Below are 24,541 nucleotides of genomic sequence, written 5' to 3'. Positions count from 1 at the left end.
GAGGTGACGCGGCGTGCAGCAGACTGGACCAGCGCTCGGCCGGCGCGAATTCTTGGGTATCGCCGGTGGAATCGGCGTCACGCTGGCGGCTCCGATCCTGACCGGATGCACCGGCGACGACGATGCGCTGACGTTCTTCTTCCAGGCCAACCCTGCCGAAGCCGATGGCCGGCAGCGAGTGATCGACGAGTTCGCCCGCCGGTATCCGGAGATCCGGGTGCGGACGGTGCTGTCGGGTCCCGATCCGATGCAGCAGATGCTCACCTTCTGCGCGGGCGGTAAATGCCCGGACGTGTTGATGGCGTGGGAGCAGACCTATGCCGGGCTCGCGGATCGTGGCGTCCTGCTGGATCTGAACACCATGCTCGAGCGCGATCCGGGGTTCGCCGCCGAACTGGAAGCCGATAGTGTCGCGGCACTGTACGACACGTTCCGTTACAAAGGTGGTCAGTACGCGCTGCCGGAGCAGTGGTCGGGAAACTTCCTGTACTACAACCGGAACCTGTTCGATGCCGAAGGTATCCGACCACCCGGGCACTGGGACCGAGCCTGGAGTTTTGCCGAGTTCCTGGATATCTGCCGGGCGCTCACCGAGCGTGACCGGTCGGGGCGGGTCGGGCAGTGGGGGTTCGTCGACACCTGGGTGCCGTATTATTCGGCCGGCCTGTTCGCCATCGACAACGGCGCCGAATGGACCATCCCGCGGACCGTACCGGACCGCTCGGCCTTCGCCGACGAGGCATTCATCGAAGGCGTTCAGTTCTACGCCGATCTGGCGACAAGGCACGGTGTGGCCCCGACCCCGGCGGATCAGCAGTCGATTTCGACCATGGACCTGTTCACGCAGGGCAAGGCCGCGCTCGCCCTGGGCGGGCATTGGCGTTACCAGACATTCTCGGCCGCCGACGAACTGGACTTCGATATCACCGCACTACCGGTGGGGCCGAACGGCAGTCGGGCCCGGTCGAATATCGGAACCACCGGTCTGGCCATCGCCGCCGACAGCCCGCGCAAAGAGCAAGCCTGGGAATTCCTGAAATTCGCGGCGGGACCGGCCGGGCAGGCCGTGGTGGCCGAAACCGGGCTTTTCGTACCGGCCGGAAAATCCGCGGTACGGTCGCGCGGGTTCGCCGAAGCGCATACGAGTATCGGCAACCTGGACATCCTCGTCGAGGGACCCACGAATTCCGCACCACTACCGGTCACTCCGGCCTGGGCGCGAATAGATGCCCTGATGGATCGCTATCTGGGCCCGGTGCTCCGGGGCGCCAGGCCCGCCGTATCGCTGAAGAACCGACTCGCTCCCGAAGCCGACGAGGTGCTGCGCAACCAATGACTCTCACCGAGAAGACCGTCCTCGCGAAATCCGCCGCACCCGTTCCGGCCCGGCGGCCCCCGGAACTGGCCGTACGCCGGGCCCGGGCGGCACGGTTGTTCATCGCCCCCAACCTGCTGGCCGTCCTGGTGTTCTTGCTGTTCCCCTTGGGATTCTCGCTCTACCTGAGCTTTCAGGAATGGGACCTGTTCGGCCCGATCCGGTTCACCGGTTTCACGAACTTCCGCCGATTGCTCACCGCCGACCCGCTGTTCGTCATCGCCTTGCGGAACACGATCGTTTTCACGCTCGGCACCGTGCTACCGACCGTGGCGATAAGCCTGGTCGTCGCCGGCGCGCTCAACCGGCGGATCAAGGGAATCACCGTCTTCCGGGCCGTCATGTTCCTGCCGCTGGCGGTGTCGAGCGTGGTGATGGCGGTGATCTGGCGTTTCGTTTTCGATACCAACAACGGTTTACTCAATACGATGCTCGGCTGGGCCGGAGTCGGCCCGGTGCCCTGGCTGGTGGACCCGTCGTGGGCGATGGTCTCGGTCTGCCTGGTCACCATCTGGAAGAGCGTGCCGTTCGCGACAGTTGTTCTGCTCGCCGCGATGCAGGGCGTACCGGACGATCTCTACGAGGCGGCGAGAATCGACGGCGCGGGCGCGATCCGGCGGTTCGTATCCATCACCGTGCCCATGATCCGGGGCGCGCTGTCGTTCATCCTGGTGGTCTCGATCATCAACGCGGTACAGGCCTTCGACCAGATCTATGTTCTCACCGGCGGCCACGGCGGCCCCGAGACCGGCACCTACGTCTTCGGCATCATGATCTTCCAGTACGCGTTCGCATTCGGTGACGCCGGCTATGCCTGCGCCATTGCGTGGCTGATCTTCGTGGTGCTGCTGGCCCTCACCGCCGCGCACGTTCGGTTCTCGCGCAAGAACGCCGCGGATACGTGAGGCCGGCACAGTGGCGGCCGCCCCGCGCTGCCGGCCGGGCGGTGGCGCTGTATCTGGTCCTCATCGCGATGGCCTGGTGTGCCCTGCTGCCGATCCTGTGGGCGCTGTCGGGTTCGCTGAAAGAACAGTCGGAGGTCACCACGCCGGCGTTGTTCCCCCGGGATCCGCAGTGGTCCAACTATGCGGCGGTTTTCGAGCTGATGCCGTTCGGCCGGATGTTTGTCAACACCGTCGTCTACGCGGGGTGTATCACGGCCGGACAGGTCTTCTTCTGTTCACTGGCCGGATACGCGTTCGCCCGGCTGCGCTTCCGCGGCCGGGAGGTTCTGTTCGTGGCCTATCTCGCCACGCTCATGGTCCCGCTCACGGTGACTGTCGTTCCGCAGTTCCTGCTCATCCGCACGCTGGGCTGGGCGGATACGCCCTGGGCACTGATCGTGCCGGGTCTGTTCGGCAATGCCTTCGGCACCTACCTGATGCGGCAGTTCTTCCGGACGCTGCCCGCCGAACTCGAAGAAGCCGCGGTACTGGACGGCTGCTCACCGTGGCAGATCTACTGGCGGGTGCTGCTGCCCAACGCGAAACCGGCGGTTATGGTGCTGGCGGTGCTCACCTGGGTGAACGTCTGGAACGATTTCCTGTGGCCGCTGGTGATGATTCAGCGCCGGGACATTTCCACCGTCACCCTCGGACTGGTGTGGATGCAGGGGCAGTACGTTTCGAACTGGCCGGTACTGATGGCCGCGTCCATGCTTATCCTGTTGCCGCTGCTGCTGGCCTACATTCTCGCGCAGAAGGCATTCGTCCGCGGTATCACCCTGTCCGGACTCCGCGGCCGATAGATCGGATCGCCGCAGGACAGCGGAGTCGCGGGAAGTTCGCTGGGACCTTCCGCACCGGCGCCGTACCTTCCCCGGTGTTCGGCGCCGGGTGCGGATTCCCGGGGGCCGGATCGCGTTGCCGCTCCGGGCCTCCCGGGGGACCAGAGTACTTGCTCGGCGCGGATAACCGGGGAGATCGGGCCGGGGTGTCGAAAATGGAGATGCAATATTGCCCGGCGCCACTTGGTATTTCGTCCGGGCCACCCGGTGAGCTGTATCCCCGACCGATACAGCTCACCTACCGGACCGGTTGCCCCGGCGCAGGCTGTCGAGGTGCGACGATGGCCGGTGGCCGCACCCGCGGGCGGGCGGTTCGCAGGCGGGAATCGTGGCCGCGGCGGTATCTACGATCCGGGCGGCGCGGCCCGACCGGCGTACCGCACCGCAGGAAAGTACCCCAGTGGAACCGGCGACGCCACCCGGGGGGAGCCGGGTGATGGATGCCTTCCGCCACGGCACGGTCCGGCGGCCGTTAGCGCGACAATAGCCGGTACGTGTCCCGAATAGCGCCGGGCGATTCGACCTGCCCGGTGCGCCACCGTATCCGGCCGGACGGCTCAGCGCAGATCCGCCGTGGCGCGTTCGGCGAGCAGCACCACCGTCGCATGGGGGCCCCGGCTGAGCGGTACCGGCACCACCGACAGGTCGACCACCGATAATCCGGCCACACCGTGCACCCGGCACCGCTCGTCGACCACTGCCCGCGGATCGTCGGAGCGGCCCATCCGGCAGGTACCCGCCAGATGCTGAGACGTACCGAGACGTTCGTACAACCAGCGATCCGAGATCGCGTCCTCGTCCGTTGCGCCGGACCACTGCGCCGACATCACGTCCAGAATCTTGCCGGCCAGCCCCACCGCCGCCCGCAACCGTGAACGATCGGCGGCCGTAGCGAGATAGCCCTGTTCGATCAGTGGGGGCGTGAACGGATCGGAGCCGGTCAACCGGACCCGGCCCGGACTGGTCGGCCGCATCAGGGCGACGCCCATCCGGTGCACCCCGGGAGCGAAACCCACCGTATAGGGGCGGATCTCGATATCGTCGAATCCCAGCACGTATTCCAGCGGGACCGCACCGGCCGCGGGGGCCGGATGCCGGTACTCGATACCGATCTCGGGATGATCGACGGCCCATTCGCCGACCGGCGCCGCGACGACAACCGGGATCCCCAGCTCGGTGAGCTGACCGGCAGGACCGATGCCGGAACGCAAGAGCAACGCAGCGGATTCGATCGCCCCCGCGCACAGCACCACCCGATCGGCATGGATCGTCTCGGGTTTCCCCTCGGCCAGGCAATCCGCCCCGACGACCCGGTTTCCCGCGAAGCGCAGGCGGACCGCCACGGTATCGCCGCGCACGATCAGGTTCGGCCGTGACAGCGCGGGCAGAAGATAGGAATGCGCCGGACCGATCCGCCGATGCCGTCCCGAAGCATCCGGCGGCCCGATCGTGCACGGCACCGGACCGACACCCGCATCCGGCCCGCCGGGCATCGAGTTCCAGTCGGGCACTTCGCAGAAACCGAGATCCATGCAGGTCTCGGCGAATTCCTGGGCCAGCCGGGTGGGCCGGGCGATCCGGCGCACCGGTACCGGCCCCGTCCTTGCGTGCCCGGCGTGGTCGCCGTAGTCCTCGTCGTTCTCGAGCGACCGGAAGTAGGGCAGCACTTCCTCGAAATCCCAGGCGAGCGTGCCCGCCTCCCGGCTCCAGGCCGCGAAATCGCGGGCCGCGGCCCGGATGAAGTAGCAGCCGTTCACCGCACCCGAACCGCCGATCCCGCGACCGCGCACGATCTGCCCCGGCAGTTCCGGGGTCAGCGCCGCGGGATACCGCCACAGCCACGGCGCTGCGCCGCCCACCGGCAACGCGGCGCTGTCGGCGAGTTCGGGCGGGAAATCGGCCGCCGACCGGCGGTGACTACCGGCCTCCACCAACCGCACGGTATGCCCGGGGTCCTCGCTCAGCCGCGCGGCCAGCACCGAACCGGCGCTTCCGCCACCGATGATCAGCGTGTCCACCATGGTGCCCGCTTCCGCTACCGGGGTGGGGCGGTGGGTCTCAACGCGGCCGGGCTGCCGGCCCGCCACGCCCCCACCCAGAGACCGGTTCCGTAGGCGATATCGTCGACCCGCCGGAACGCGATATAGCGCAGCGGGTCCAGCCCGCCCGGCTCCCGATGGGTGTACCAGTCGACCGCGCCCTCCGCGAGTGCCAGGGTCAGCGCGGTCTGGCGGACCCGGCGGGAGAACAGCATCGCCGCAAGGGTTATCGGCCAATAGTGACGGAACATGGCCGAGGACAGCCGCCACAGTCCGGCGAAGAAACCCCGGGCCACATAGATCGCCGCGACCCCGGTCGGGTTGTCCACGCCCGCGAACGCGATCCGCAGCCGGCGCAACGGCACCAGCAGGGTCAGTACCGCGGCCAGCAGGCCCCAGCGGTTGCGGGTCGCCAGGAAGATCGCGGACAGCGCGGTCCATTTGGGTATCTGCAGCGGCGAGACCTTCCCGGCGTGCCGCCGGCTCAGCGGTGCGGCGCCGGTGCCGTAGAACAATTTGCGCCGGAACCATTCGCGGAACGAGACCCGATGATCGTGGGCCACATGCGCCGCCGGTTCGTAGCGCAACCGCCAGCCTGCGCGTTCCAGCCGCCAGCACAGGTCGACATCCTCGGCCACCTGCATACTTTCGTCGAACCCGCCCTCGGCTTCGAGGACCGCACGACGCACGAGCAGCGCCGCGCTCGGAACATAGGACACCACACCGCCGGATTGCACCGCCGATTCCCGCCGGCCCAGATCCAGCGACGAGCGGGTGTGTTCGTAGCGGGCCAGCGTCGTGGATTCCGGGTCCAATGCGACGATCCGCGGGGCGACCAGCGCCACCTGCGGATCGCTGAAATGACCCAGCATCACCTCGAGCCAGCCGCTGCGCGGGACCACGTCGGAATCGAGGAAAGCGACGAACTGGGTGGACGCGGCGCGCAGACCGGTATTGCGGGCGGCCGCCGGACCCCGCCGCTGCTCGTGGCGCAGCACCTTCACCTGACACCGGCGGCCGTGTTCGTCGGGCACCTGCACCGGCTCGTCGGAACCGTCGTCGACCACGATGACCGTGCGGCCGCTCAAGGTCGCCAGGAGCCGCCGCAGACCGTCCGGGTTGTTGTGCAGCGGGACGATGACGGTGACGTCCTCCGGTTTCGGCAGGAGCCGGGGCCGGGGGTTGGCGACACCGGAATCCAGTAGCCGTCTGGCAACCACCGCCGATTGCGGGCCGTTCACTTCCAGGTAGCCGTCGCCGATCATCTCCGCGGCCTCGGGAGCGAGGCGCAGCAAACGAGCGGGTGAGCCACCGATCAGGATGCGTCCCCCCGAGTATGCGCGTACCCGTGGGTCGATCCGCACCCCGAATCCGTCGGGCAGGCGATCATGGCGCATTCCACGGATGGTAACTGCCGATTCGTTACGAGACATCAGCAGTCCGGGAAAAAGTGTTTCGTTCGGGAGAAATTTGCCGAACGACGGTGGACACAGTCATGAAATGGGTCACCGGAGCGGTAGCACGGACATAAGGAACCGCCCCGAGCAACGATCCGGCTATCGTTGCTCGGGGCGGTGTCATCCAACAATTTTCACACGAGCGGACTCTCGTCGCAGGCACGCGCCGGACGTTTCGCCGGCGGCAGCAACGTCAGCGGAACGGGTCCACCCGAACGCGGCCGGCGCGGGGAGCTCTTGCGCGAATGGTCGACCGCCGGACGCGGGATGATCCGCCCGGCGTCGGCCAGCGCCGCTTCCCCGTAACCCTGAACGCATTCCGGATCCGGCCCGTCGGCGGGCAGCCCAGTGAAGAACTTCGCCGCCATACAGCCGCCGCGGCAGGAGTCGTAATGCGCGCATTTGCTGCACGCACCCCCATCGCTGGGCTCCCGCAACTCGTTGAACAGCTCCGATTCCCGCCACACCGTGGCGAAACCGCCGTCGGTGACGACGTTTCCGGCATGGAACCGCTCGTGGATCGCGAACGGGCAGGCGTAGACGTCGCCGAGCGGATCCACCAGGCACACCACCCGCCCGGCCCCGCACATGTTCAGCCCCGGCAGGGCCTCGCCGTATGCGGAGAGGTGGAAAAACGAATCGCCGGTGAGTACACCTTCACCGTTGCGCACCAGCCAGTCGTAGAGAGTCCGCTGCTGTTCCGGCAGCGGATGCAGTTCGTCCCAGACGTCCGCACCGCGACCCGACGGCCGCAGCCGGGTGAGCCGCAGGGTGGCGCCGTAACGATCGGCGATCTCCTTGAACTGGTCGAGCTGGTCGATATTGTGCCGGGTCGCCACCACGGACAACTTCGCATCCTCGAACCCGGCGTTCGCCAGATTCTCCAGCGCCCGGATCGCCGTATCGTAGGACCCCGGCCCGCGCACCGCGTCGTTCACCTCGGCATCGGCGCCGTCCAGCGAGATCTGGACGTCCACATAGTCGCTCGCGGCCAGTCGCTGCGCGACCTCCGGGGTGATGCGCACACCGTTCGTGGAGAACTTCACGCCCACCTGATGGGAGGTCGCGTAGTCCACCAGTTCCCAGAAATCCGGGCGGACGGTGGGCTCACCGCCGCCGATGTTCACGTAGAACACCTGCATCCGCTGGAACTCGTCGATCAGCGCCTTGCACTGCTCGGTGCTGAGTTCGTCGGGATCGCGCCGGCCCGAGGAGGACAGGCAGTGCACGCACGACAGGTTGCATGCGTAGGTGAGTTCCCAGGTGAGGCAGATCGGCGCGGCCAGCCCGGATTCGAACCGATCCACCAGCCGGATCGCCGGATCGGCGGGCCCGACACCGGTGAACGGCGCGGTCTCGGTGAGCGCGGCCGTTTCCGGTGCCTGCTGGATCATGTCCGATTCGGCCAGGTCGGCCAGTGCCTGCACATACGGATCGGCGGCGGAGTCCCCGATGCCGGCGGCCCGGATGGCCGCACGGGCCGAGGTGTGCCCGGGCAGGGAGCGCACGATCTCGACGATCCGCGGATTCTTCAGGAACGACAGTTTGCGGGTCCCGAAGTGGTACAGCAGCGCACCGAAGGGTTCCGGCCGCAATGCCACGCGGGGATGTAACTGCCAGCGGGTTTCCAGATCGAGCATCTCCGGCCCGATCAGTAGACGCCGCACATACCGTCGATGGACACCTCTTCGATCAGGGTCTCCTCGACGATGGGAGCGTCCTCGCTCGCCTGGTTCTCGACTGTGCCGATCGGTCCGCGGTGATCGGTTTCGGCCGGTCCGAAGGAACGGTTGTCCGCCATGGCTACCTCCACTGATTGGCGCCTGCGCCGGCCAGGGGCTGCCACGACGCTGCCCCGCGGTACCGCATGGGATACCGCTGGTGAGCGGTGGCACAGGGCCGGCGCTGCGGTCGCCGGATGCGACCGCAGTCACACCATAACGTCATACACTGACAAAAAGAAAGGGTTTTCGAGTAATGTGGACGCTCACGCCGGAACGCGACCTCTAGACTGCGGGGGCAAAGCAGCTGAACAGAACGTGACGGGCGCGTGCCGCCCAGCATGTAGAGGTGGCAATGGGAGTCGTGCGAATGCAGACGAGTGGGGGCGGGGGCGGTAACGGAAGTACCCTCTCGGAGACGGAGATCGTCGAGGCGGCGCTCCGGGTCGTGCGCGCCGACGGGGTGGAGAAACTATCCATGCGACGACTCTCACGCGAACTCGGCGTCTCCCCCATGGCCCCCTACTACTACGTGGCCGATAAGCGTGAACTGCTCGACCTGGTCGCCACGGCCGCGCTCACCGGAGTCCGCAAACCTCCGCCCGAATCAGGGACCTGGCAGGACCGGCTGATCGACCTCCTCGCCCAGATCGACGAACGCCTGCGCCGTCACCCCGGTCTGGGCGACATTCTCATCGAGCAGATGCTGGGTAAGCAGCTCGATCTGATCGCCGCGATCATGGAGATCCTCTACGAGGCCGGCTTCGACGACCGCAATGTGCTGGCCGGTTACGCGACCATCCACACCTACCTGTTCGGTCGCCGCCGGGTGAACCCGCGCAACCTCGACACCCCGCCCGATGTGGTGATGCCGGAGCGAGTTGCCCGCGCAATGGAATACCTGCCCGATCTGCGTGGCAAATACTCCTACGATTTCGGGGTCGGCGTGCTGGTCGCCGGACTCGAGGGCCAGCTCACTCGACAGCAGGCAGCCGACATAGGCTAAAATTGAAACACGTTCTAGTTTTGCCGTAGGCTGGATGCCGTCGGCTATCAGGTGTCGAGAGGACGAGATGACCACCGTCGAAGTACCCCATGGGTCACGATCCGTCGTACTGCGGGTCGCCCAGGTCATCGCGGAAACCACCGACGCGAGCTCGCTGGTCTTCGAGGTACCGGAGCAGGCCCGGGAAAAGTTCGCCTACCAGCCCGGCCAGTTCCTGACTCTGCGTATCCCCAGCGACCGCACCGGGTCGGTGGCGCGATGCTATTCGCTGGCCAGTTCCCCCTTCACCGACGACCTGCCCAAGGTCACGGTGAAACGGACCAAGGACGGCTACGGATCCAACTGGCTCTGCGACAACATCAAACCGGGCGACGAACTGGAGGTGCTGCCGCCGTCGGGCGTATTCACCCCCAAGAACCTCGACGAAGACCTGCTGCTGTGCGCCGCCGGCAGCGGTATCACCCCGGTGATGTCGATCCTCAAATCCGCGCTCGACCGCGGCACCGGCCGGATCGTGCTGTTCTATGCCAACCGCGACCCCGAATCGGTCATCTTCGCCACCGAACTACGCGAACTGGCGGAAAAGCACCCGCAACGGCTGGTCGTACTGCACTGGCTGGAAACACTGCAGGGGCTGCCCACCGTCACCGCACTGGCCGAACTGTTCCGCCCCTACACCGACCGTTCGGCCTTCATGTGCGGGCCACGCCCGTTCATGGACGGCGTCCACGACGCCCTCGGCCAGCTCGGTGTCCCGCGTAACCGCACGCACGCCGAAATCTTCAACTCCCTCGCCGGTGACCCCTTCGCCGACAGCGCGCCCGTCGAGATCTCGGCGGAAGAAGCCGCCGACGCGGCCACGGTCGAAGTGGAACTGGACGGCGAGGTACACAACCTCAGCTGGCCGCGGAAACAGACGCTGGTCGACATCATGCTCGACAAAGGTCTCGATGTGCCGTACTCCTGCCAGGAAGGCGAATGCGGGTCCTGCGCCTGCACGGTGCTGGAGGGCAAGGTCGAAATGGAGAACGCCGAGATTCTGGACCCCGAGGACATCGAGGCCGGGTACATCCTCGGCTGCCAGGCACGGCCGGTTACGGATCGGCTGCGGATTCAGTTCTGAGGTCGGCTTGTCCCGCTCTCGCCAGGGTTGAGAACAACAGCGAACCGGTACCGCCGCGGCGCTGAGAGACTGCATGCTCCGTTCGAATCGGACTTCTCTCGGTAGGGATCGTTCATGGTGGAAATTGCGCCGGAAGCGGCGGAGGACACCTGGGTCGTACCCGAGCACTGGTGGGCGGACGCTGCTCCGTTTCGCGGGTCGGGGCGGGCCGGCGATCTCGAACGCTTTGCCGCGATCGGCACTTCGCTGGCGCAATTTATGGGCGGATGCGCCCATACGGTCGATAGTCTGCTGGCAGCCGACGCCGACTACGGTCCGACGGCTCTCAGCGGTGCGGTGGCCGAACTCGCACACCCGGACCGCACCCCACGTGCCGGGGCGTTGATCTGCGTGCTGGCCAGTACACGCGACGGATTCGATGCCGCCGCCGCGGGAGCCGTCGCCGACGCCTGGGTCGCCGAACACGGCCTCGTATTCGCGGCCGAAGCCGCCATCCGGCTCACGAAATTACAGAGCGACCTCTATGGGCTGCGCCCGCGCCGGGTCGCAGTGTGGGGCGGTGTCCGGGCTTCGATCACCGTCGTTCACTACCGCGGTGACCCAGGGCAGTTGTGGACCGGCGGTGTGTTGCACAAGGTTTTACCTCAGGACCACCCTCTCGAGGTGTGGTCGGCGGCAGTCGAACGGGTGCGCGAGCGCCTGGCGGAAGCATCCGAGAGCGATTACCGACTCGCGGTGGCCCGACTCGCTCGGCTGCGCGCCGACCACATGTTGTCGGACGTGGCATATGCTTCCGTGTTCTTGGTGCCGACCGAACAGCGCTGGCTCAATAAGGAGCTCGCGTCCGGACAACCGGTCGAAGAGCTGTCCTCGCTCGCCGAGACCGGCAAGTACGCGCTGCTCGCGGCTTCCGCCACCACCGGTGAACAGCTTGCACGCATCGTAGAGCTGGCCGGATTCGCACCGATGGCCCAGCGCTACCCCGACGTGATCGTCAACTGTGGTCCGAAGGCGGCACCGGTCCTTGCCCGTTATCTCGACGAGAAGTTGCAGGTTCCGAGGCGGACCGAGGTGCCGGCAACCCCTGCGATGATCAGTACCGAACAACTGTGCTCGACCCTCGCTCGTTTTCCGACCGACGAAGCGTTCGAGCTGCTGCTCGCGCGGGCCGTAACGGACGAAGGGGAGCCCCAGCAGTGTGTGGTCGATGCCCTGCAGCAGGCAGCACGCCGATTTCCGCGGCGCGCGATGCGGATACTTGTGCAACGAGGCACAACCAGCGCGCTACCCGAGCTCCAACGGCTGTTGCACGAACATGCCCGCCGAAACCCGGGCCTGCTGATTACGCAGCGCCGAAACTCGCCGCACGACCTGCACGAGCTCGGCTTCGGTGAGCAGTTCCCCGAATCCATACCGGCGGAACTGTCCGGTCTGCTGGAAAATCCGCCCTGGGAAGACCTTGGGCGACGGCCGCGAACCCGCCGCGTCGTACGCACACCACCCGGGCGGCCGCTCGAAGTGAAGTGGCTTCCCGGCGAACGCGAACGCTGGGCGCGAACGCCGACCGGCTCCGTGCGAGAACTCGAACCCGGATGGGCACAGGGGGTGCTGGCCGAAAACAAATGGGGATCTTGGGGCTACGATATGGTCACCGCCATCGCATTGGGGCCCGAGGCGGAGGCACGAGAGCGGCTGCGTGAGCTCGAGCGCGAGACCAAGTGGTCGTACCCCTACTGGTTCGGACCTTATCGGCGGATGATCGGCCGGTTCGAACGCGATGCACTCGACATAACCCTCGAAGCCGCCCAGCGACACCCGGCGGCCATGGCGCCCGCCCTGGCCACGATGGACGGTACCGCCGTCACGCGGTTGATGTTGCATCTACTCCTCGACAGCGAGGCACCGCGCCACGCAGCCGCCGCATGGTTCGACCGGCATATCGATACCGCCGCCGTCGATCTGGTGGCTTGGGCGCTGGGCGCGCACGGCACGATGCGAAACCGGGCCGAATCAGCGTTGCACCAGCTGGTTCGAAAAGGCCACCTCGGGGCGATTCGCGCTGCCGCAGAGCAATACGGCGACGCCGCACTGCGGGAAGCAGACGCCATGCTGCATCCCAGCAGACGCATTTGGCAGCTTCCGGGATACATTCCGCCCGTGCCGCAGTGGGTACAGCCGACGCTGCTGCCGCAGATTCTGCTGCGTGACGGCCACGCCGCGCTACCGAGGCCGACGACCGCACGGATCTGCACCATGCTCGCAATGTGGCAATCACACGAACCCTACGACGGCGTTCGAGCGCTGATCGAGGCCGCCGACCCGCGCTCGCTCGCGGCGTTCGCCCGGGCGTTGTTCCGCGCTTGGTACGCGAACTTCGCGCGCCCAGGTCGCGAATCATCCCAGCCGGTAAGCCGTTGGGTTTTGCGGACCCAGGGACTACTGGGTGACGATACGACCGTTCACCTTCTCGGCCATACCATCCCGAGACTCGACGACTACTGCCGCAACCGCGCCATCGATGCCCTGGCCGAGCTCCGCAGTGTCGCGGCATGGCATCAGCTCGACAGCCTCGCGCACGCCGATCTGTCCGGAACGGCGTCGCGACGGGCGAGGAGATCGGCACGGCTGCTCGCCGCGGACCTGAATATCCAGCCGGCCGTCGAACGCCCGGGCTGACGTCCCGTCGACCTGCGAACCGCCGGCCGAGAAGTTCGAGCGACTGTCCGCTACTTTCGGCCGGCACCCAAAATGCGCCCGGACTCGTACGCCGCGGCGCCGAGCGGTAGCGCCCCGGGCAGTCCACTCAGGCGGACCTGCACGGTGCCGTCACCGGGCACCATATCCCCCAACGCCTCCATCCGCCGGACCGTCTGCGCGGCGACGGCCTGCGCGCTGTCGAACAAACGGACACCGTCCGGCAGCGCAGCGACTATCGTGTCCACGATCAACGGGTAGTGAGTGCAGCCGAGCACCACGCCCTCGACATCGGCGGGGGTGCGGGCCGCCGCATCGGCCACCGCCGCCCGGACCTCGGCCATACTGCCGCGGTCTACCGCTTCGGCAAGCCCGTGACAGGCCACACCGGTCACCTTCGCGTCCCCGCCGAACCGCGCGATCAGATCGGCCTGGTAAGGGCTGGCCGTGGTCGCGGCAGTCGCCCACACCGCAATCGACCGGCAGGCCGCGGCGGCCGGTTTGATGGCCGGAACGGTACCCACCACCGGGACCTGCGAGCCCAGCTCGGCGCGGACGTGCTCGAGCGCGGTCACACTGGCGGTGTTACAGGGCAGCACGACCACCTCGGCGCCCAGGTCGCGGGCAGTGCGCGCGGTCGAGACCACCCGCTCGATCACCCAGTCGTGTGGTTTGGGACCCCACGGCGCGCCGTCTGGGTCCAACTGGAGCAGGAGATCCACATCGGGGCGTAGCTTGCGCAGCCACGCCGCGGTGGGCAGCAGCCCGAAACCCGAATCGATGAGCGCGACGATCACACCGAACAGGTTATTGAGTGGCGCCCAGCAGTTCGTCCACCGGGGCGGCCGCGGCGATCGCGGACCGCATCTTCATCACCCGGCCGGTCATTCCGGCACCCACCACCCCGGCCAGCCGGCCCTCGCGAATGTAGTAGGCAAGGAATTTGCGGCCGTCGTCGGCGAGAATACGGATTTCGTCGGAGGCGCGCGGGGTGCCCAGCGCCTGGATCTTGAGGTCGTACTGGTCGCTCCAGAAGTACGGCACTTGCGGCGCGCTCGGCGGTTCGGTTCCCAGCAGGGCGCAGGTCAGCAGTTTGGCCTGTTCGCCCGCATTGGTCCAGTGTTCGATCCGGCGATGCTCACCGGTCGGGGTCCGCCAGGCCGCGACATCGCCCACCGCCCAGACACCGGGCACGCTGGTGCGGCCGGCCTCGTCGGCGAACACACCGCCGCCTGCGGTGGGTTCGGCCAGTTCGATCCCGGAATCGGCCAGCCAATCGGTGACCGGACGGGAGCCGATACCCGCGACCGCCAGTTGCGCCGAAACTTCCGAACCGTCGGCGAGCCGAGCACCGCGGACCCGGCCGTCCGGATCGGTCAGCAGGGTGTCGACACCGGTACCGCAGCGCAGGTCGACCCCTTCGGCGCGGTGCAGGCGGGCCACCAGTTCCCCGACTTCCACACCGAGCACACCGGCGAGCGGAGCGGGTTGCGGTTCCACCAGCACCACAGCCGTTCCGTCGGCGCGCAGGCTGGCGGCGAGTTCACAGCCGATGAATCCGGCGCCGATGATCAGGGCCTGCTCGGCGGTGCGCGCGCTTTCCCGGATGGCTACGGCATCGTCGTGGCTGCGCAGCACGTGGACGCCGGTGACATCCTCGGTGCCGGGCAGGCGGCGGGGGGTCAGTCCGGTGGCGATCACGAGGTGTTCGTATTCGAGCGCCGAACCGTCGGCCAACCGCACCTTCTTAGCGGCGGAGTCCACGCCGACGGCCGCGGTTTTCAGGCGGAGATCGATATTTTTCTCGCCGTAGAACTCCTCGGGACGCAACGGGGTCGAGTCGATTTCGCCGCGTACGAACTGTTTGGACAGCGGCGGGCGGTCGTAGGGCGCGTGCGCCTCGTCGCCGAGCAGTACCAGTTCCCCGGCGTACCCGGCTCGGCGCAGTTCTTCGGCGGTGCGCAGCCCGGCCAGGCCGGCACCGGCGATCACGATCGGCGCGGACATACCGAACTCCCTCCTGCGGCCCGCTCGCGCCGCGACTGAAACGTGTTCTAGAAAAATGTGTAGCCCACCCTAACTTGGGCAGCCCGGTCGAGGCCAGCGACACCTTCCGCATCGTTTCGCCGCGCAATCGTGTCCATCGCGATATCGACCGGCCGCGCTGCGCCAGCTATACCGAGGTCAGGCCCTGTCAACGGACCTGTTTCCACTTTCAGGAGGCCATTATGTTCACCGAAAGCCGGACCCAGGACTTCCTGGCCGTCGTGCTCGGAATCTTCACCGCCCTCTCGCCGATCTGGGTGGCCACCAACGATCGGGCCGTGTGGACGATGATCGTGCTCGGGTTACTCATCGCACTGACCGGGCTCGCCCAGATGTACCGGCCGGCGCTGGCGGCCACCGATTACGCGATGGGCCTGTTCGGCGCGCTGCTGTTCCTCGCACCCTGGGTCATGGACTACACCGCATACAACGGCGCGGCATGGACGTCGTGGGTCGTCGGCATCGTCACCGTCGTACTGGCGGTCGCGGCATTGCCGGCCGTCGCGGGACGAATGCACCGGGCGGCGCCGCACCACTGATCCCGGCGCCACCGATCTTCCCGCCGGTTGCCTCGGCGGGCAGGTGATCGCGGCCGCTCCCGCTCGCCCACCGGGGCGCCCTGCCGGGTGAGCGCTCGGCTCACCGGCCAAGCTCACCCGGCTCGATTCCGCTGCTCCGGCGACGGATTCATCCGGCCTGCACACAGGCCACCCGCCTTCCTGCCTACAGCGCAACGAACCAGGTTACCGGTGCGAATTCACCGAACTGCGCACTTCGTCCCTGCGCGTCGCGTCCAGGGGGCACCAACGGGGCGCATTTGCGCCATCGCCACCCGAGGGCAACCGCGGCGCGGGCGCTGATCGACGTGCGTGCCACCGCGTCCCCGAGCCGTTCCTCGCCAGTGCCGGGACTTCTCACCGTAGGAGCACGTCAGCGCGGCATGTCCGGAAAACCTGCGGAACCCGACGGCGTCGGGCGCGAACTCGGCGTCGCTGTAATCCTCGTCACCCTGAGTACCGCGTGCGGAGATGAGGAGCCTCGCGCACTAGAACGAATCCCACTCGGGTGGGTAAGAATGAGCGCATGGATGCCGAAAATGCCAGCCTCGGAGACGAACGCCGCGCCCGCCCGGAGGAGTACGGGCGCGGGCCGCGCAACTCCGAGTCGAGGGGCTTCGCCGGCTTCGGATCCAACGGATTCGATTCGGCGGAGGGTTCGAACGGCGCCACGAACCTGCCCGAGTCCGTTCCGGACCGCGGTTACACGTGGACCCCCGCACCACCGTCCGCCCCACACCAGAACCCCCAGAACACTGCCGGGTCAGCGGCTCTCGACCCGTTCGCCGCCTGGAACACCTCGGGTGTCATCGGCGACGCACCGGAAGTCCAGGCGATGAGCCCGGTGGAGCACGAATCGAATTCCCGTTTCACCACGCCACCGGCCGACGGGCCCCCGTATGTACCGGACGACGGTCCCGAAACAGCCGCGCTGCACACGCGCGCCGCGGCAACGGGCGGATCGCATCAGGTTTCCGGTCAAGCCGATTCCGCGGCACTGCCGCGGATTTCCCAGTCCGGCGAACCGTCGCCCGCACTGTCGTCGTCATCGCGGATCCCGATGCCCGCGGCGTACCAGCCGGATTCCCAGCGCCCCGACGAGCTGACCGTACCGTCCGGCGGCCCGGCCGAGATGCCCCGCGCAACCACTCAACTGCACACCGCCGAGCAGAACGACGACGGCGGTTCGGGCGGCGCGTTGCCGCCGGCCGGCGATCCCGGTACCTATCGTCCGGCCCCCGAATCCGATTCCTGCGGCGGATCGTCCGCCGATACCGGTTCGCTGCCCAGCTGGCTCAGTTCGATCGGCGAGGAACCGGTACCGCAGGCGCTCGAAAGTGGTGGCCGGCGCCGTAAACCGGCGCTGACCGAACCGGCCGAATCCGACGCGGACCAGTTCAACCCGTTCGAAGACCAGCACCGCCCCGAAGAATCCGGCTCCCGTTCCGGCGCCTCTTATGAGCTGCCCTCCGCGGGCAAGTCCGCCGACGGTCCCGAATCCGCCAGGTCCGCCCTGCCCACCCGTACTTCGCGCGGTCACGCCCCCGCACCGGCGACTACCACCGAAGACGAATCCGCCCCGCCCGCGCTACCGGCCCGCCGCCTGCCCCGGTCCGCGGCCCGGCACGCCCCCGCCGGAATCGAGGAGGCACCCGGTTCCGGCACCGGGGACTCTCCGGCGGCCGCTACCGTCGCGGACTCGCCGCCCTCGTCCCCGCCGAATCTCGGCAGCCAGGAATCCGAACCGGTCGCGGAACTCCCGGCTCCACGCCGGATGCCGCGGTCCGCGTCCCGCTACAAGCCGGATAGCGAACGCTCCGCCCGCCGGCAACCGGATGCCGCCGCATCCCGCGCCGAAGGGCCGGTGGAGGAGACCGATACCGGCGGTCAGGGTATCGATTCTGCGCCGGAGGCCGAAGCGCCCCCGCGACTCGCGCCGCCCGCGGACGCCACCCCGATACTCGATCGCCTGCTCGATCCGGAATCGGCACACAGCAGCGACTCCGACGATGATTCCGGCACGGCCCCCGTCTCCGAAATCCTCACCCGCATCCTGGAGTCCGAGCAGGAACCGCCCGCCTCCCGGCACGCCGAGAGCACCGCAGCCGAAGCGGCGGCCGATCCACAGCCCACTGCGCGCCGCGCAACGTCGACACCGCTGACTCTGGTGCCCGACGAACCCCGTACCGCACCGGAAGCGCCGGCCGGTAACGACCAGTCGCGCCCACCACTGGAAACCCGGCGGTCCCGGCGCGCCCGCGAAGCCGCGGAAGCCCCGTCACCACTGCCGGCCGACCGGCCGGAGCCGATCACGGCCGACCTCACCGCCCCGGCGCTCACCGAACCGGAGCGCGGCCCGGTACCGGCCGACACCCCATCCCGGCACAGCCGCAGCGAGGAAGGCGCCGATATCGATATTCACCTCATCATGCGTTTGCTCACGGCAAGCGATGATCTCGAGGTTCTCGCCGGTAAGGCGGAAGCCGGCGAGGTATCGACCACCGAGGTCGCCCAGGCGGCACGGGAAGCGCGTGCTGCGGTGCTCTCGGCGGTTTCCGCCTGGTACGGCGGTCCGGCTCAGATGGTGAAATTCGCCAACGCCCTACTGCAGGCGGCCCGCGAATCGTGAAGCGGCGCTGAGCCGAACTGCCGGTACCGGCCGGCTGTAGCCGAGTGATACCTACGGCCACATCGCTGCCGTCGGAACCGGCCCCGAGATTCAGCCCGTCGACGCCGGTCCCGTCGGGCCACCGATCGGCGACTACTCGGGTGCGCTCGGCTCGGCCGCGGTAGATAGGGAATCCGGGGTCCAGGTCGCGCCGGCCCTTCTGCACCGCGTCCGATCGATACCCGCGGCGGTCCGAAATCTTTCCTCGAGCCGACTGCACGCGGCTACCAGTTCCGGGGGTTGGACATCGGTGATGTCGGTATCGAAGGTGGCGAGTAGTCCGGCGATTCCGGCCCACGACCATGCGCCGACGGTGAGGCGGCAGTGGCCGGAATCGAGATGTTCGACAACCGATCCGCCGGGTGCCCAGCGCGCGACAGTCTCGGCCGGAAGATCGAGCCGGGCACTTCCGGTGTACTTCCACGCAGCAGGCGTATCGCCGCGGTCATAGCTGGTCATGACCAGGTGGGCAACATCGCCGCCGGGCAGTTCTCGCGGAGCGAACCGAATTCCCGTGGGCGCGTGCAGGTGGAGACGGTCGAGGCGATGCACGCGCCAGGCATTGTCGGCGTGGTCGAATCCGACCAGATACCACCGGCCCGCCCAGACCACCAGGTGATGCGGTTCGAGGCGCCGGGCCGGGGTGAAACCCGCCGTACCCGGATCCGAGCGGATGCCGTCGGGGCCGAAGGGTTCGACGATGAGCATTTCGTGCCGGCGGACGGCACTGCCCGCAACCTGCAACGCCGTCGCCTCGATAGGTGGCGCCGGAAACTCCCAGTAGTTCTGCAATCTGGTGAGCCGCAGCGCCTCCACCGCGGCCCGCAGTCTGGGGGGCATGACCTGTTCGAGGGCATCCAGGGCCCGCGCGGCGTCTTCACCGAGACCCGACACCGAATGCGGGGCCGTTTGCAGCGCCACCGCGACGGCGAGCGCCTGCTCCGCGTCGAACAGCAGAGGTGGCAGTGTATGCCCCGCCTCGAGCCGGTAGCCCCCGTCCGGGCCGCGCAACGATACGACCGGATAGCCCAGCCGGCGCAGCGTATCGATATCCCGCCGGACCGTTCGAGTGCTCACCTCCAGCCGGGCCGCCAGGTCACCGAGCGACCAGATGCGCCGGGCGGCGAGTAGTGACAGCAGGCGCAGAGCGCGCCGGGAAGTTTCGGCCACCGGCACCAAAGTAGTGGACATTCGATGGCCACTACCGATGGCACTGTCGGGGCCCGGAAGTAACTCACCACGAATCCGGGAGACCGTTAGTGCGCATCATCATCGTCGGAGGCGGAATCGGCGGCCTGGCATTGGCCGCCGGGCTACGCCGGCACGATTTCGAGGTCTCGGTTTTCGATCGCGATCTCGATATCGCGCAGACCGGGGGCTACCACATCACGCTCGACGGCCGAGCGCAGGCGGCGCTGCAGGAACTCGTCGAGCCGGAGATCTTCGAACGGCTGCTGGGATCGTCCTCGGCGTTGCGGTTACGAGCCCGAGACGCCTTCTGGGACCGGCACGGCCGGCTGCTGGGTCACGGGCCGAGCCTCGACGACAATCCCGGCGTCGATATCGACCGCATCACCCTGCGGACGATTCTGGCCGATGCGGCCGGCGCCGATCTGCAACTGGGTTCACCGGTCACCGATATCGCCCGCACCCCCACCGGCGCACCGCAGGCGCTGCTCGCCGACGGAACCACCGTTTCGGGCGATCTTCTGGTGGGTGCGGACGGTGCGCACTCGCTGGTCGCCCGCCGGCTCGCGGGCCGCGCGACGAGCGAACCGACCGGAATCATCGGCTTTTCCGGCCGCACCGCCGCCGGAGATCTCGGCGCCGCCGAGCGGCAGCGGCTCGGACCGCGCTCCAGTATGGTGCTCGGGCCGCGCACCACCGCCCTGTACATCGGTTACCTCGACCCGGTGGGCAATGCCGTCCTCCACACGACCGGTCCGAGGGAGTCGGTCACTACCGGCCCCACCTACATCTGGGGCGCCATGTTCGCCGAATCCGCCGCGACCGATGCGCTGCGCGCGCTGCGGGGCGCCGAGCTGCGGTCCGCGCTTCTCACCGCGTTCGATCGCGAAGGGTGGCGACGGTCGGCGCTCGAGGTCATCGAACGTGCCGAACCCGGCAGTATCGGCGCGTTCCGCTTCAATGCCGCCTCCACCCGGGCCCGCGATCTCGCGCCGTGGCCCGCCGGCGCCGTCACCGCTCTCGGCGACGCCGTCCATGCGACCCCACCCACCGCGGGTATGGGAGCCGGCGCTGCCATCCGGGACGCCGCAAGCCTGGTCGCCAACCTGCGCGCGGTCGCTGCCGGCACGGTCACCCTGCCTGTCGCGGTGAGCCGCTTCGAGGCGGATATGCGGGTACGCGGTAGCGAAGTACTCGTCGCGGCCATGCGCACCGTCGGTCTGATGCGCGCCACCGGTTCCCCGCTCGGCGCGGCGGCCACGACCGCGGTAGCCCCGGTACTTGCCGCCGCCCAGCTCCTCGCCCACAGGCACCGCTCCTGAGTGGAGCAACCGGCGCCTGCCCGTGCCTGCGAAGGCAGCAACCTTCGCAGGCATGCAGCGGATCAACCGAGCCAAGCGTCCAGGATGCCGCAAACTTTCCAGGCACCGTTTTCCCGGACAAGCTCGTAGTCGAGCGACCTGAGGGGTGTGGCAGCCCCCTTCGCACCCAGTTCGACGGTGAAGGACCCACTATCGCTGCCTGCGGGCACATCGATATTCGTGATCGTCCTCGTCGAATACTCGGAATCCGGCAGCTGGATCGGTCCGGTCCCCGCCTTCTCCGCCAGCTCCAGCGCCGCGACATCCGCTTCGCAGATCAGCCTCTTGTCTGTCCCGTCGCTGTCCACGAATTGCTGGGCGGTATCGCGCGGATCGCCCGAGCCGCTGCCACCGGCGCTGTTGCTGTCGGAGTCACTACTGCCGGGCTCGCCGGTATCGCTGTTCCCGGGTTCGCCGGGGTCACCGCTTCCGTCGGAGTCACTGTCTCCGGGCGCCGAAGCCCCCAGAATGCCGCAGACCTTCCATTCGCCGTCTTCGCGGACGAGGTCGTACTCGAAGGTCTGGCTGTGGTTCTGCGTACCGACCGTCACGTCCGTCTCGACGGTGAAGGTCCCCCGGTCGCTTCCCTCGGGCACATCGACATCTACCAGCTCACTCGTCGCGGCTGTACCGTCCGGCATCGTGACGGGTTCGGTGGGGCGAGGCGCCGACGCTCCGGCTTCCTCGATCTTCGCGAGGTCCGATGCGCAGATCAGCTCCTTGTTCTCGCCGCCACCGTCCACGAATTGCTGAGCGACAGCGCGCGGATCCCCGGCCCCGCCGCCGGACAGCAGGAAATACCCGCCGACGCCGAGACCGATCACCAGCGCGACCACTGCCAGCGTCACCATCACCACGGTCCCGCGGCTCTTGCCGGGCTGCGGTGGATACGGCCCGCCGGGCTGCGATACGTACGGTCCCCCGGGCTGCGGTGCGTACGGTCCCCCGGGCTGCGATGGGTACGGCCCCTCGGGCTGCGATGCGTACGGTCCCCCGGGCTGCGATGCGTACGGCCCCTCGGGCTGCGATGGGTACGGCCCCTCGGGCTGCGATGCGTACGGTCCCCCGGGATGCGGCGGGTACGGCGGCTGCCCATATCCAGGCTGCATACCTTGCGGCGGAAACTGCTGCGGGTCCGGACCATACGGTTGTTGCGGTCCGGGCCCGTACATCCCGGGCTGCGGGTGCCCGCCGGAAGAAGGCGGCGTCCCCCCGGGCGGCTGCGGCGGAAATCCCCCCTGCTGATCGCCGGCACCGGGTTGTTGCGGGTTCGTCATCTACCTCGTCCTGCTTTCTTCGGACCCGACCCCCGGCGCCGGCACCACTCGGAGCCCCCGTCCGGTTACTCGGCCCGCCATGTACGGCGTATCCGGTTGTCCGGCATATCATCCGCCGAATCTGTTCGGCGCGACTGATGACGATGTGCCCCACCGGTTACCAGGCCGAGTCGGACCTTAGCCGCCCTCAACGGACCCTGTCGACTCATCCCTCTCAGCACTATCGCCCGAGCAGCGGCCCGATGGCGATTCTCCACCCCACCGCCCTATCCCACCGCAATCAGACATCGATATCGAATCCGAGATCGACATCGCATGCCGCCTGCCCGCCACGAAAACCCCAGCTCTCGCACGGAGTATCCCGGACCACCACAGTCACATGATCTTCCGGAATCCCGAAGACGCCCAGCCGCCCGACGATTTCCCGGTAGAGCCGCCGTTTCGCCACCACAGTCCCCCCGGAAAAAAGTCGACGGTCACCAACGTGTAGTACTCCGGCGCCGGAAACGCGGACGGCGCAGCAAACCGTTCCGGTTCATGCACCAACAGCTCTGTATGCGTCGTAGTCGATCAGCAGATCGACCATTCGATCTATTAACGCAAGTTGCGCTTCATGCGGCAGGTCGCCGATATCAAAGTTTGCCATTCTCATCGATATCCGATGAGAATTCATATCTCGCAATAATAAAAGCCCAGTGCAGTGCGGGCGGCAATTGAGCGTCGACCAGAAAATTCACGACGCGGTTCGGAGCACAGGACGGTCGGCTCCCGCTGCGGCGAACATCAAGCAGGCCCGGATGTCCTCCCGCTCGAGATATGGGTAGTCCTCGAGCATCGAATCCTCGCTCTCACCCGCCGCCAACAACTCCAGAACATCCGTGACCCGGATACGCATACCACGAATACACGGCCTACCACCGAGCTGGTTCGGATCGAACGTAATCCTGGACATACCGGAATCATACGCGTACCGAGTACCACCCGAGGTCCCGGAAACAGCGAACGGCGCCGCTCCTTTCGGAGCGACGCCGTTCCCAGCGATTCAGCGAATCACTTGACGATCTTCGTAACCCGACCGGCGCCGACGGTACGGCCACCTTCACGGATCGCGAAACGCAGACCCTCGTCCATGGCGACCGGCTGGATCAGCTTCACCGACATCTCGGTGTTGTCGCCGGGCATAACCATTTCGGTGCCCTCGGGCAGGGTCACAACACCGGTCACGTCAGTAGTACGGAAGTAGAACTGCGGACGGTAGTTGTTGAAGAACGGGGTGTGGCGGCCACCCTCGTCCTTCGACAGGATGTAGGCCTGACCCTCGAACTCGGTGTGCGGGGTGGTGGTGCCCGGCTTGATGACGACCTGGCCGCGCTCCACATCCTCGCGCTTGATACCACGGATCAGCAGACCCGCGTTGTCACCGGCCTGAGCGGTGTCCAGCATCTTGCGGAACATCTCGATACCGGTGATGGTGGTCTTGGTCTTCTCCGGACGGATGCCGACGATCTCGACTTCCTCGTTGAGGTTGACCACACCGCGCTCCACACGACCGGTGACAACGGTGCCACGGCCGGTGATGGTGAAGACGTCCTCGATCGGCATCAGGAACGGCTTGTCGGTCTCACGCACCGGGTCCGGGATGGACTCGTCGACCGCGTTCATCAGCTCGACGATGGACTCGGCCCACTTCTCGTCGCCCTCCAGCGCCTTCAGGCCGGAAACCCGCACGACGGGAGCATCCTCGTCGAACTCCTGCGAAGCCAGCAGCTCACGGACCTCCATCTCGACGAGCTCGAGGATTTCCTCGTCGTCGACCATGTCCGACTTGTTCAGCGCGACCAGGATGTAGGGCACGCCGACCTGACGGGCGAGCAGCACGTGCTCACGGGTCTGCGGCATCGGGCCGTCGGTGGCGGCAACCACCAGGATGGCACCGTCCATCTGGGCCGCGCCGGTGATCATGTTCTTGATGTAGTCGGCGTGACCGGGAGCGTCGACGTGCGCGTAGTGGCGCTTGTCGGTCTGGTACTCGACGTGCGAGATGTTGATCGTGATACCGCGGGCCTTCTCCTCGGGCGCCTTGTCGATCATGTCGAACGCAAAGCTCTCGTTGAGGTCCGGGTACTTGTCCGCCAGCACCTTGGTGATCGCTGCGGTCAGCGTGGTCTTGCCGTGGTCGACGTGACCGATGGTGCCGATGTTGACGTGCGGCTTCGTCCGCTCGAACTTCGCCTTCGCCACTG

The 24,541-nt window shown here is 67.5% G+C and carries 21 protein-coding genes; 9 read left to right on the top strand and 12 right to left on the bottom strand.

Features of this window, described 5'->3' with window-relative positions; translation table 11 throughout:
- The first annotated feature begins 13 nt into the window (after positions 1-13).
- Genes IU448_RS27570 through IU448_RS27560 form a run of 3 tightly spaced genes read left to right on the top strand, consistent with a single transcriptional unit; the run spans position 14 to position 3,122 of the window.
- A complete protein-coding gene (locus tag IU448_RS27570) occupies positions 14-1,336 on the top strand; it encodes an ABC transporter substrate-binding protein (protein WP_416383051.1) in 1,323 nt (440 codons plus the stop codon).
- Positions 1,333-2,280 carry a carbohydrate ABC transporter permease gene (locus IU448_RS27565; protein WP_195058604.1) on the top strand — a complete coding sequence of 316 codons (948 nt, stop codon included), beginning with the start codon at positions 1,333-1,335 and terminating at the stop codon, positions 2,278-2,280. Before IU448_RS27570 ends, IU448_RS27565 begins: the two co-directional genes overlap by 4 nt.
- 41 nt (positions 2,281-2,321) lie before the next feature.
- Positions 2,322-3,122: a carbohydrate ABC transporter permease gene (locus IU448_RS27560; protein ID WP_416383054.1), complete on the top strand. Its 801-nt coding sequence runs from the start codon at positions 2,322-2,324 to the stop codon at positions 3,120-3,122.
- Between the two features lie 596 nt (positions 3,123-3,718).
- On the opposite strand, the gene mftG is transcribed toward IU448_RS27560, so the two are convergent.
- The 4 genes from mftG to mftA form a co-directional block, all read right to left on the bottom strand.
- A complete protein-coding gene (mftG, locus tag IU448_RS27555) occupies positions 3,719-5,248 on the bottom strand; it encodes a mycofactocin system GMC family oxidoreductase MftG (RefSeq protein ID WP_324188734.1) in 1,530 nt (509 codons plus the stop codon).
- Positions 5,197-6,597, bottom strand: a complete 1,401-nt coding sequence (gene mftF, locus IU448_RS27550) for a mycofactocin biosynthesis glycosyltransferase MftF (RefSeq protein ID WP_195058603.1) — start codon at positions 6,595-6,597, stop codon at positions 5,197-5,199. The genes mftG and mftF overlap by 52 nt, the downstream gene beginning before the upstream one ends.
- 194 nt (positions 6,598-6,791) lie before the next feature.
- The gene (gene mftC / locus IU448_RS27545; RefSeq protein WP_195058602.1) at positions 6,792-8,297 is read right to left on the bottom strand and encodes a mycofactocin radical SAM maturase; all 1,506 of its coding nucleotides are present in this window, start codon (positions 8,295-8,297) and stop codon (positions 6,792-6,794) included.
- Positions 8,298-8,308: 11 nt separating this feature from the next.
- Positions 8,309-8,458 (bottom strand): mycofactocin precursor MftA, encoded by a 150-nt coding sequence (gene mftA, locus IU448_RS27540; protein ID WP_063916007.1) that lies wholly within the window; start codon positions 8,456-8,458, stop codon positions 8,309-8,311.
- 275 nt (positions 8,459-8,733) lie between these two features.
- Between mftA and mftR2 the strand changes: the two genes are divergently transcribed.
- The 3 genes from mftR2 (at position 8,734) to IU448_RS27525 (ending at position 13,183) form a co-directional block, all read left to right on the top strand.
- The gene (gene mftR2, locus IU448_RS27535; RefSeq protein ID WP_228814520.1) at positions 8,734-9,384 is read left to right on the top strand and encodes a mycofactocin system transcriptional regulator MftR2; all 651 of its coding nucleotides are present in this window, start codon (positions 8,734-8,736) and stop codon (positions 9,382-9,384) included.
- 67 nt (positions 9,385-9,451) lie between these two features.
- Positions 9,452-10,507, top strand: coding sequence for a ferredoxin--NADP reductase (locus tag IU448_RS27530; protein ID WP_195058601.1), 1,056 nt, complete (start codon positions 9,452-9,454; stop codon positions 10,505-10,507).
- A gap of 114 nt (positions 10,508-10,621) precedes the next feature.
- Positions 10,622-13,183: a hypothetical protein gene (locus IU448_RS27525; protein WP_195058600.1), complete on the top strand. Its 2,562-nt coding sequence runs from the start codon at positions 10,622-10,624 to the stop codon at positions 13,181-13,183.
- 50 nt (positions 13,184-13,233) lie between these two features.
- Here the strand turns inward: IU448_RS27525 and IU448_RS27520 are convergent, their stop codons facing one another.
- Both IU448_RS27520 and IU448_RS27515 read right to left on the bottom strand, forming a co-directional pair.
- Positions 13,234-13,998, bottom strand: coding sequence for a glutamate racemase (locus IU448_RS27520; RefSeq protein ID WP_195058599.1), 765 nt, complete (start codon positions 13,996-13,998; stop codon positions 13,234-13,236).
- A gap of 10 nt (positions 13,999-14,008) precedes the next feature.
- Positions 14,009-15,208 carry an NAD(P)/FAD-dependent oxidoreductase gene (locus IU448_RS27515; protein ID WP_195058598.1) on the bottom strand — a complete coding sequence of 400 codons (1,200 nt, stop codon included), beginning with the start codon at positions 15,206-15,208 and terminating at the stop codon, positions 14,009-14,011.
- Between the two features lie 221 nt (positions 15,209-15,429).
- Between IU448_RS27515 and IU448_RS27510 the strand changes: the two genes are divergently transcribed.
- Both IU448_RS27510 and IU448_RS27505 read left to right on the top strand, forming a co-directional pair.
- A complete protein-coding gene (locus tag IU448_RS27510) occupies positions 15,430-15,786 on the top strand; it encodes an SPW repeat protein (RefSeq protein ID WP_195058597.1) in 357 nt (118 codons plus the stop codon).
- Positions 15,787-16,330: 544 nt separating this feature from the next.
- Positions 16,331-18,433 carry a hypothetical protein gene (locus IU448_RS27505; RefSeq protein ID WP_195058596.1) on the top strand — a complete coding sequence of 701 codons (2,103 nt, stop codon included), beginning with the start codon at positions 16,331-16,333 and terminating at the stop codon, positions 18,431-18,433.
- Between the two features lie 132 nt (positions 18,434-18,565).
- Here the strand turns inward: IU448_RS27505 and IU448_RS27500 are convergent, their stop codons facing one another.
- Entirely contained in the window at positions 18,566-19,642 is a 1,077-nt protein-coding gene (locus IU448_RS27500) for a helix-turn-helix transcriptional regulator (RefSeq protein ID WP_195058595.1), read from the bottom strand.
- Between the two features lie 89 nt (positions 19,643-19,731).
- Here IU448_RS27500 and IU448_RS27495 point away from each other — a divergent pair, with 89 nt between their 5' ends.
- Positions 19,732-20,982 carry an FAD-dependent oxidoreductase gene (locus IU448_RS27495; RefSeq protein ID WP_195058594.1) on the top strand — a complete coding sequence of 417 codons (1,251 nt, stop codon included), beginning with the start codon at positions 19,732-19,734 and terminating at the stop codon, positions 20,980-20,982.
- A 62-nt stretch (positions 20,983-21,044) separates the two neighbouring features.
- Here IU448_RS27495 and IU448_RS27490 read toward each other — a convergent pair whose 3' ends face one another.
- The 5 genes from IU448_RS27490 to tuf form a co-directional block, all read right to left on the bottom strand.
- Positions 21,045-21,872, bottom strand: coding sequence for a hypothetical protein (locus IU448_RS27490; RefSeq protein WP_195058593.1), 828 nt, complete (start codon positions 21,870-21,872; stop codon positions 21,045-21,047).
- Positions 21,873-22,578: 706 nt separating this feature from the next.
- Positions 22,579-22,746, bottom strand: coding sequence for a tautomerase family protein (locus tag IU448_RS29255; RefSeq protein ID WP_324188733.1), 168 nt, complete (start codon positions 22,744-22,746; stop codon positions 22,579-22,581).
- Positions 22,747-22,833: 87 nt separating this feature from the next.
- On the bottom strand, positions 22,834-22,971 hold the full coding sequence (locus IU448_RS27480; protein ID WP_195058592.1) for a hypothetical protein: 138 nt from the start codon (positions 22,969-22,971) through the stop codon (positions 22,834-22,836).
- Positions 22,972-23,031: 60 nt separating this feature from the next.
- Positions 23,032-23,250: a DUF433 domain-containing protein gene (locus IU448_RS27475; RefSeq protein ID WP_195058591.1), complete on the bottom strand. Its 219-nt coding sequence runs from the start codon at positions 23,248-23,250 to the stop codon at positions 23,032-23,034.
- 98 nt (positions 23,251-23,348) lie between these two features.
- On the bottom strand, positions 23,349-24,539 hold the full coding sequence (gene tuf, locus IU448_RS27470; protein ID WP_195058590.1) for an elongation factor Tu: 1,191 nt from the start codon (positions 24,537-24,539) through the stop codon (positions 23,349-23,351).
- Positions 24,540-24,541: the final 2 nt, after the last annotated feature.

The sequence above is a fragment of the Nocardia flavorosea genome, assembly GCF_015477805.1.
GTDB lineage: Bacteria > Actinomycetota > Actinomycetes > Mycobacteriales > Mycobacteriaceae > Nocardia > Nocardia flavorosea_A.
The sequence above is the reverse complement of the archived record's forward strand: the minus strand, read 5'-3'. Positions and strand labels throughout refer to the sequence as shown.

What these genes read in the sequence shown, in the direction of transcription:
- mftR2 (WP_228814520.1), top strand. Translation starts at nt 8,734, where the DNA reads ATGGGAGTCGTGCGAATGCAGACGAGTGGGGGCGGGGGCGGTAACGGA.
- IU448_RS27530 (WP_195058601.1), top strand. Translation starts at nt 9,452, where the DNA reads ATGACCACCGTCGAAGTACCCCATGGGTCACGATCCGTCGTACTGCGG.
- mftF (WP_195058603.1), bottom strand. Translation starts at nt 6,597, where the DNA reads ATGCGCCATGATCGCCTGCCCGACGGATTCGGGGTGCGGATCGACCCA.
- IU448_RS27480 (WP_195058592.1), bottom strand. Translation starts at nt 22,971, where the DNA reads ATGAATTCTCATCGGATATCGATGAGAATGGCAAACTTTGATATCGGC.
- IU448_RS27490 (WP_195058593.1), bottom strand. Translation starts at nt 21,872, where the DNA reads ATGGTGACGCTGGCAGTGGTCGCGCTGGTGATCGGTCTCGGCGTCGGC.
- IU448_RS27505 (WP_195058596.1), top strand. Translation starts at nt 16,331, where the DNA reads ATGGATGCCGAAAATGCCAGCCTCGGAGACGAACGCCGCGCCCGCCCG.
- IU448_RS27515 (WP_195058598.1), bottom strand. Translation starts at nt 15,208, where the DNA reads ATGTCCGCGCCGATCGTGATCGCCGGTGCCGGCCTGGCCGGGCTGCGC.
- IU448_RS27565 (WP_195058604.1), top strand. Translation starts at nt 1,333, where the DNA reads ATGACTCTCACCGAGAAGACCGTCCTCGCGAAATCCGCCGCACCCGTT.
- IU448_RS27475 (WP_195058591.1), bottom strand. Translation starts at nt 23,250, where the DNA reads ATGTCCAGGATTACGTTCGATCCGAACCAGCTCGGTGGTAGGCCGTGT.
- mftA (WP_063916007.1), bottom strand. Translation starts at nt 8,458, where the DNA reads ATGGCGGACAACCGTTCCTTCGGACCGGCCGAAACCGATCACCGCGGA.
- IU448_RS27510 (WP_195058597.1), top strand. Translation starts at nt 15,430, where the DNA reads ATGTTCACCGAAAGCCGGACCCAGGACTTCCTGGCCGTCGTGCTCGGA.
- mftC (WP_195058602.1), bottom strand. Translation starts at nt 8,297, where the DNA reads ATGCTCGATCTGGAAACCCGCTGGCAGTTACATCCCCGCGTGGCATTG.
- IU448_RS27525 (WP_195058600.1), top strand. Translation starts at nt 10,622, where the DNA reads ATGGTGGAAATTGCGCCGGAAGCGGCGGAGGACACCTGGGTCGTACCC.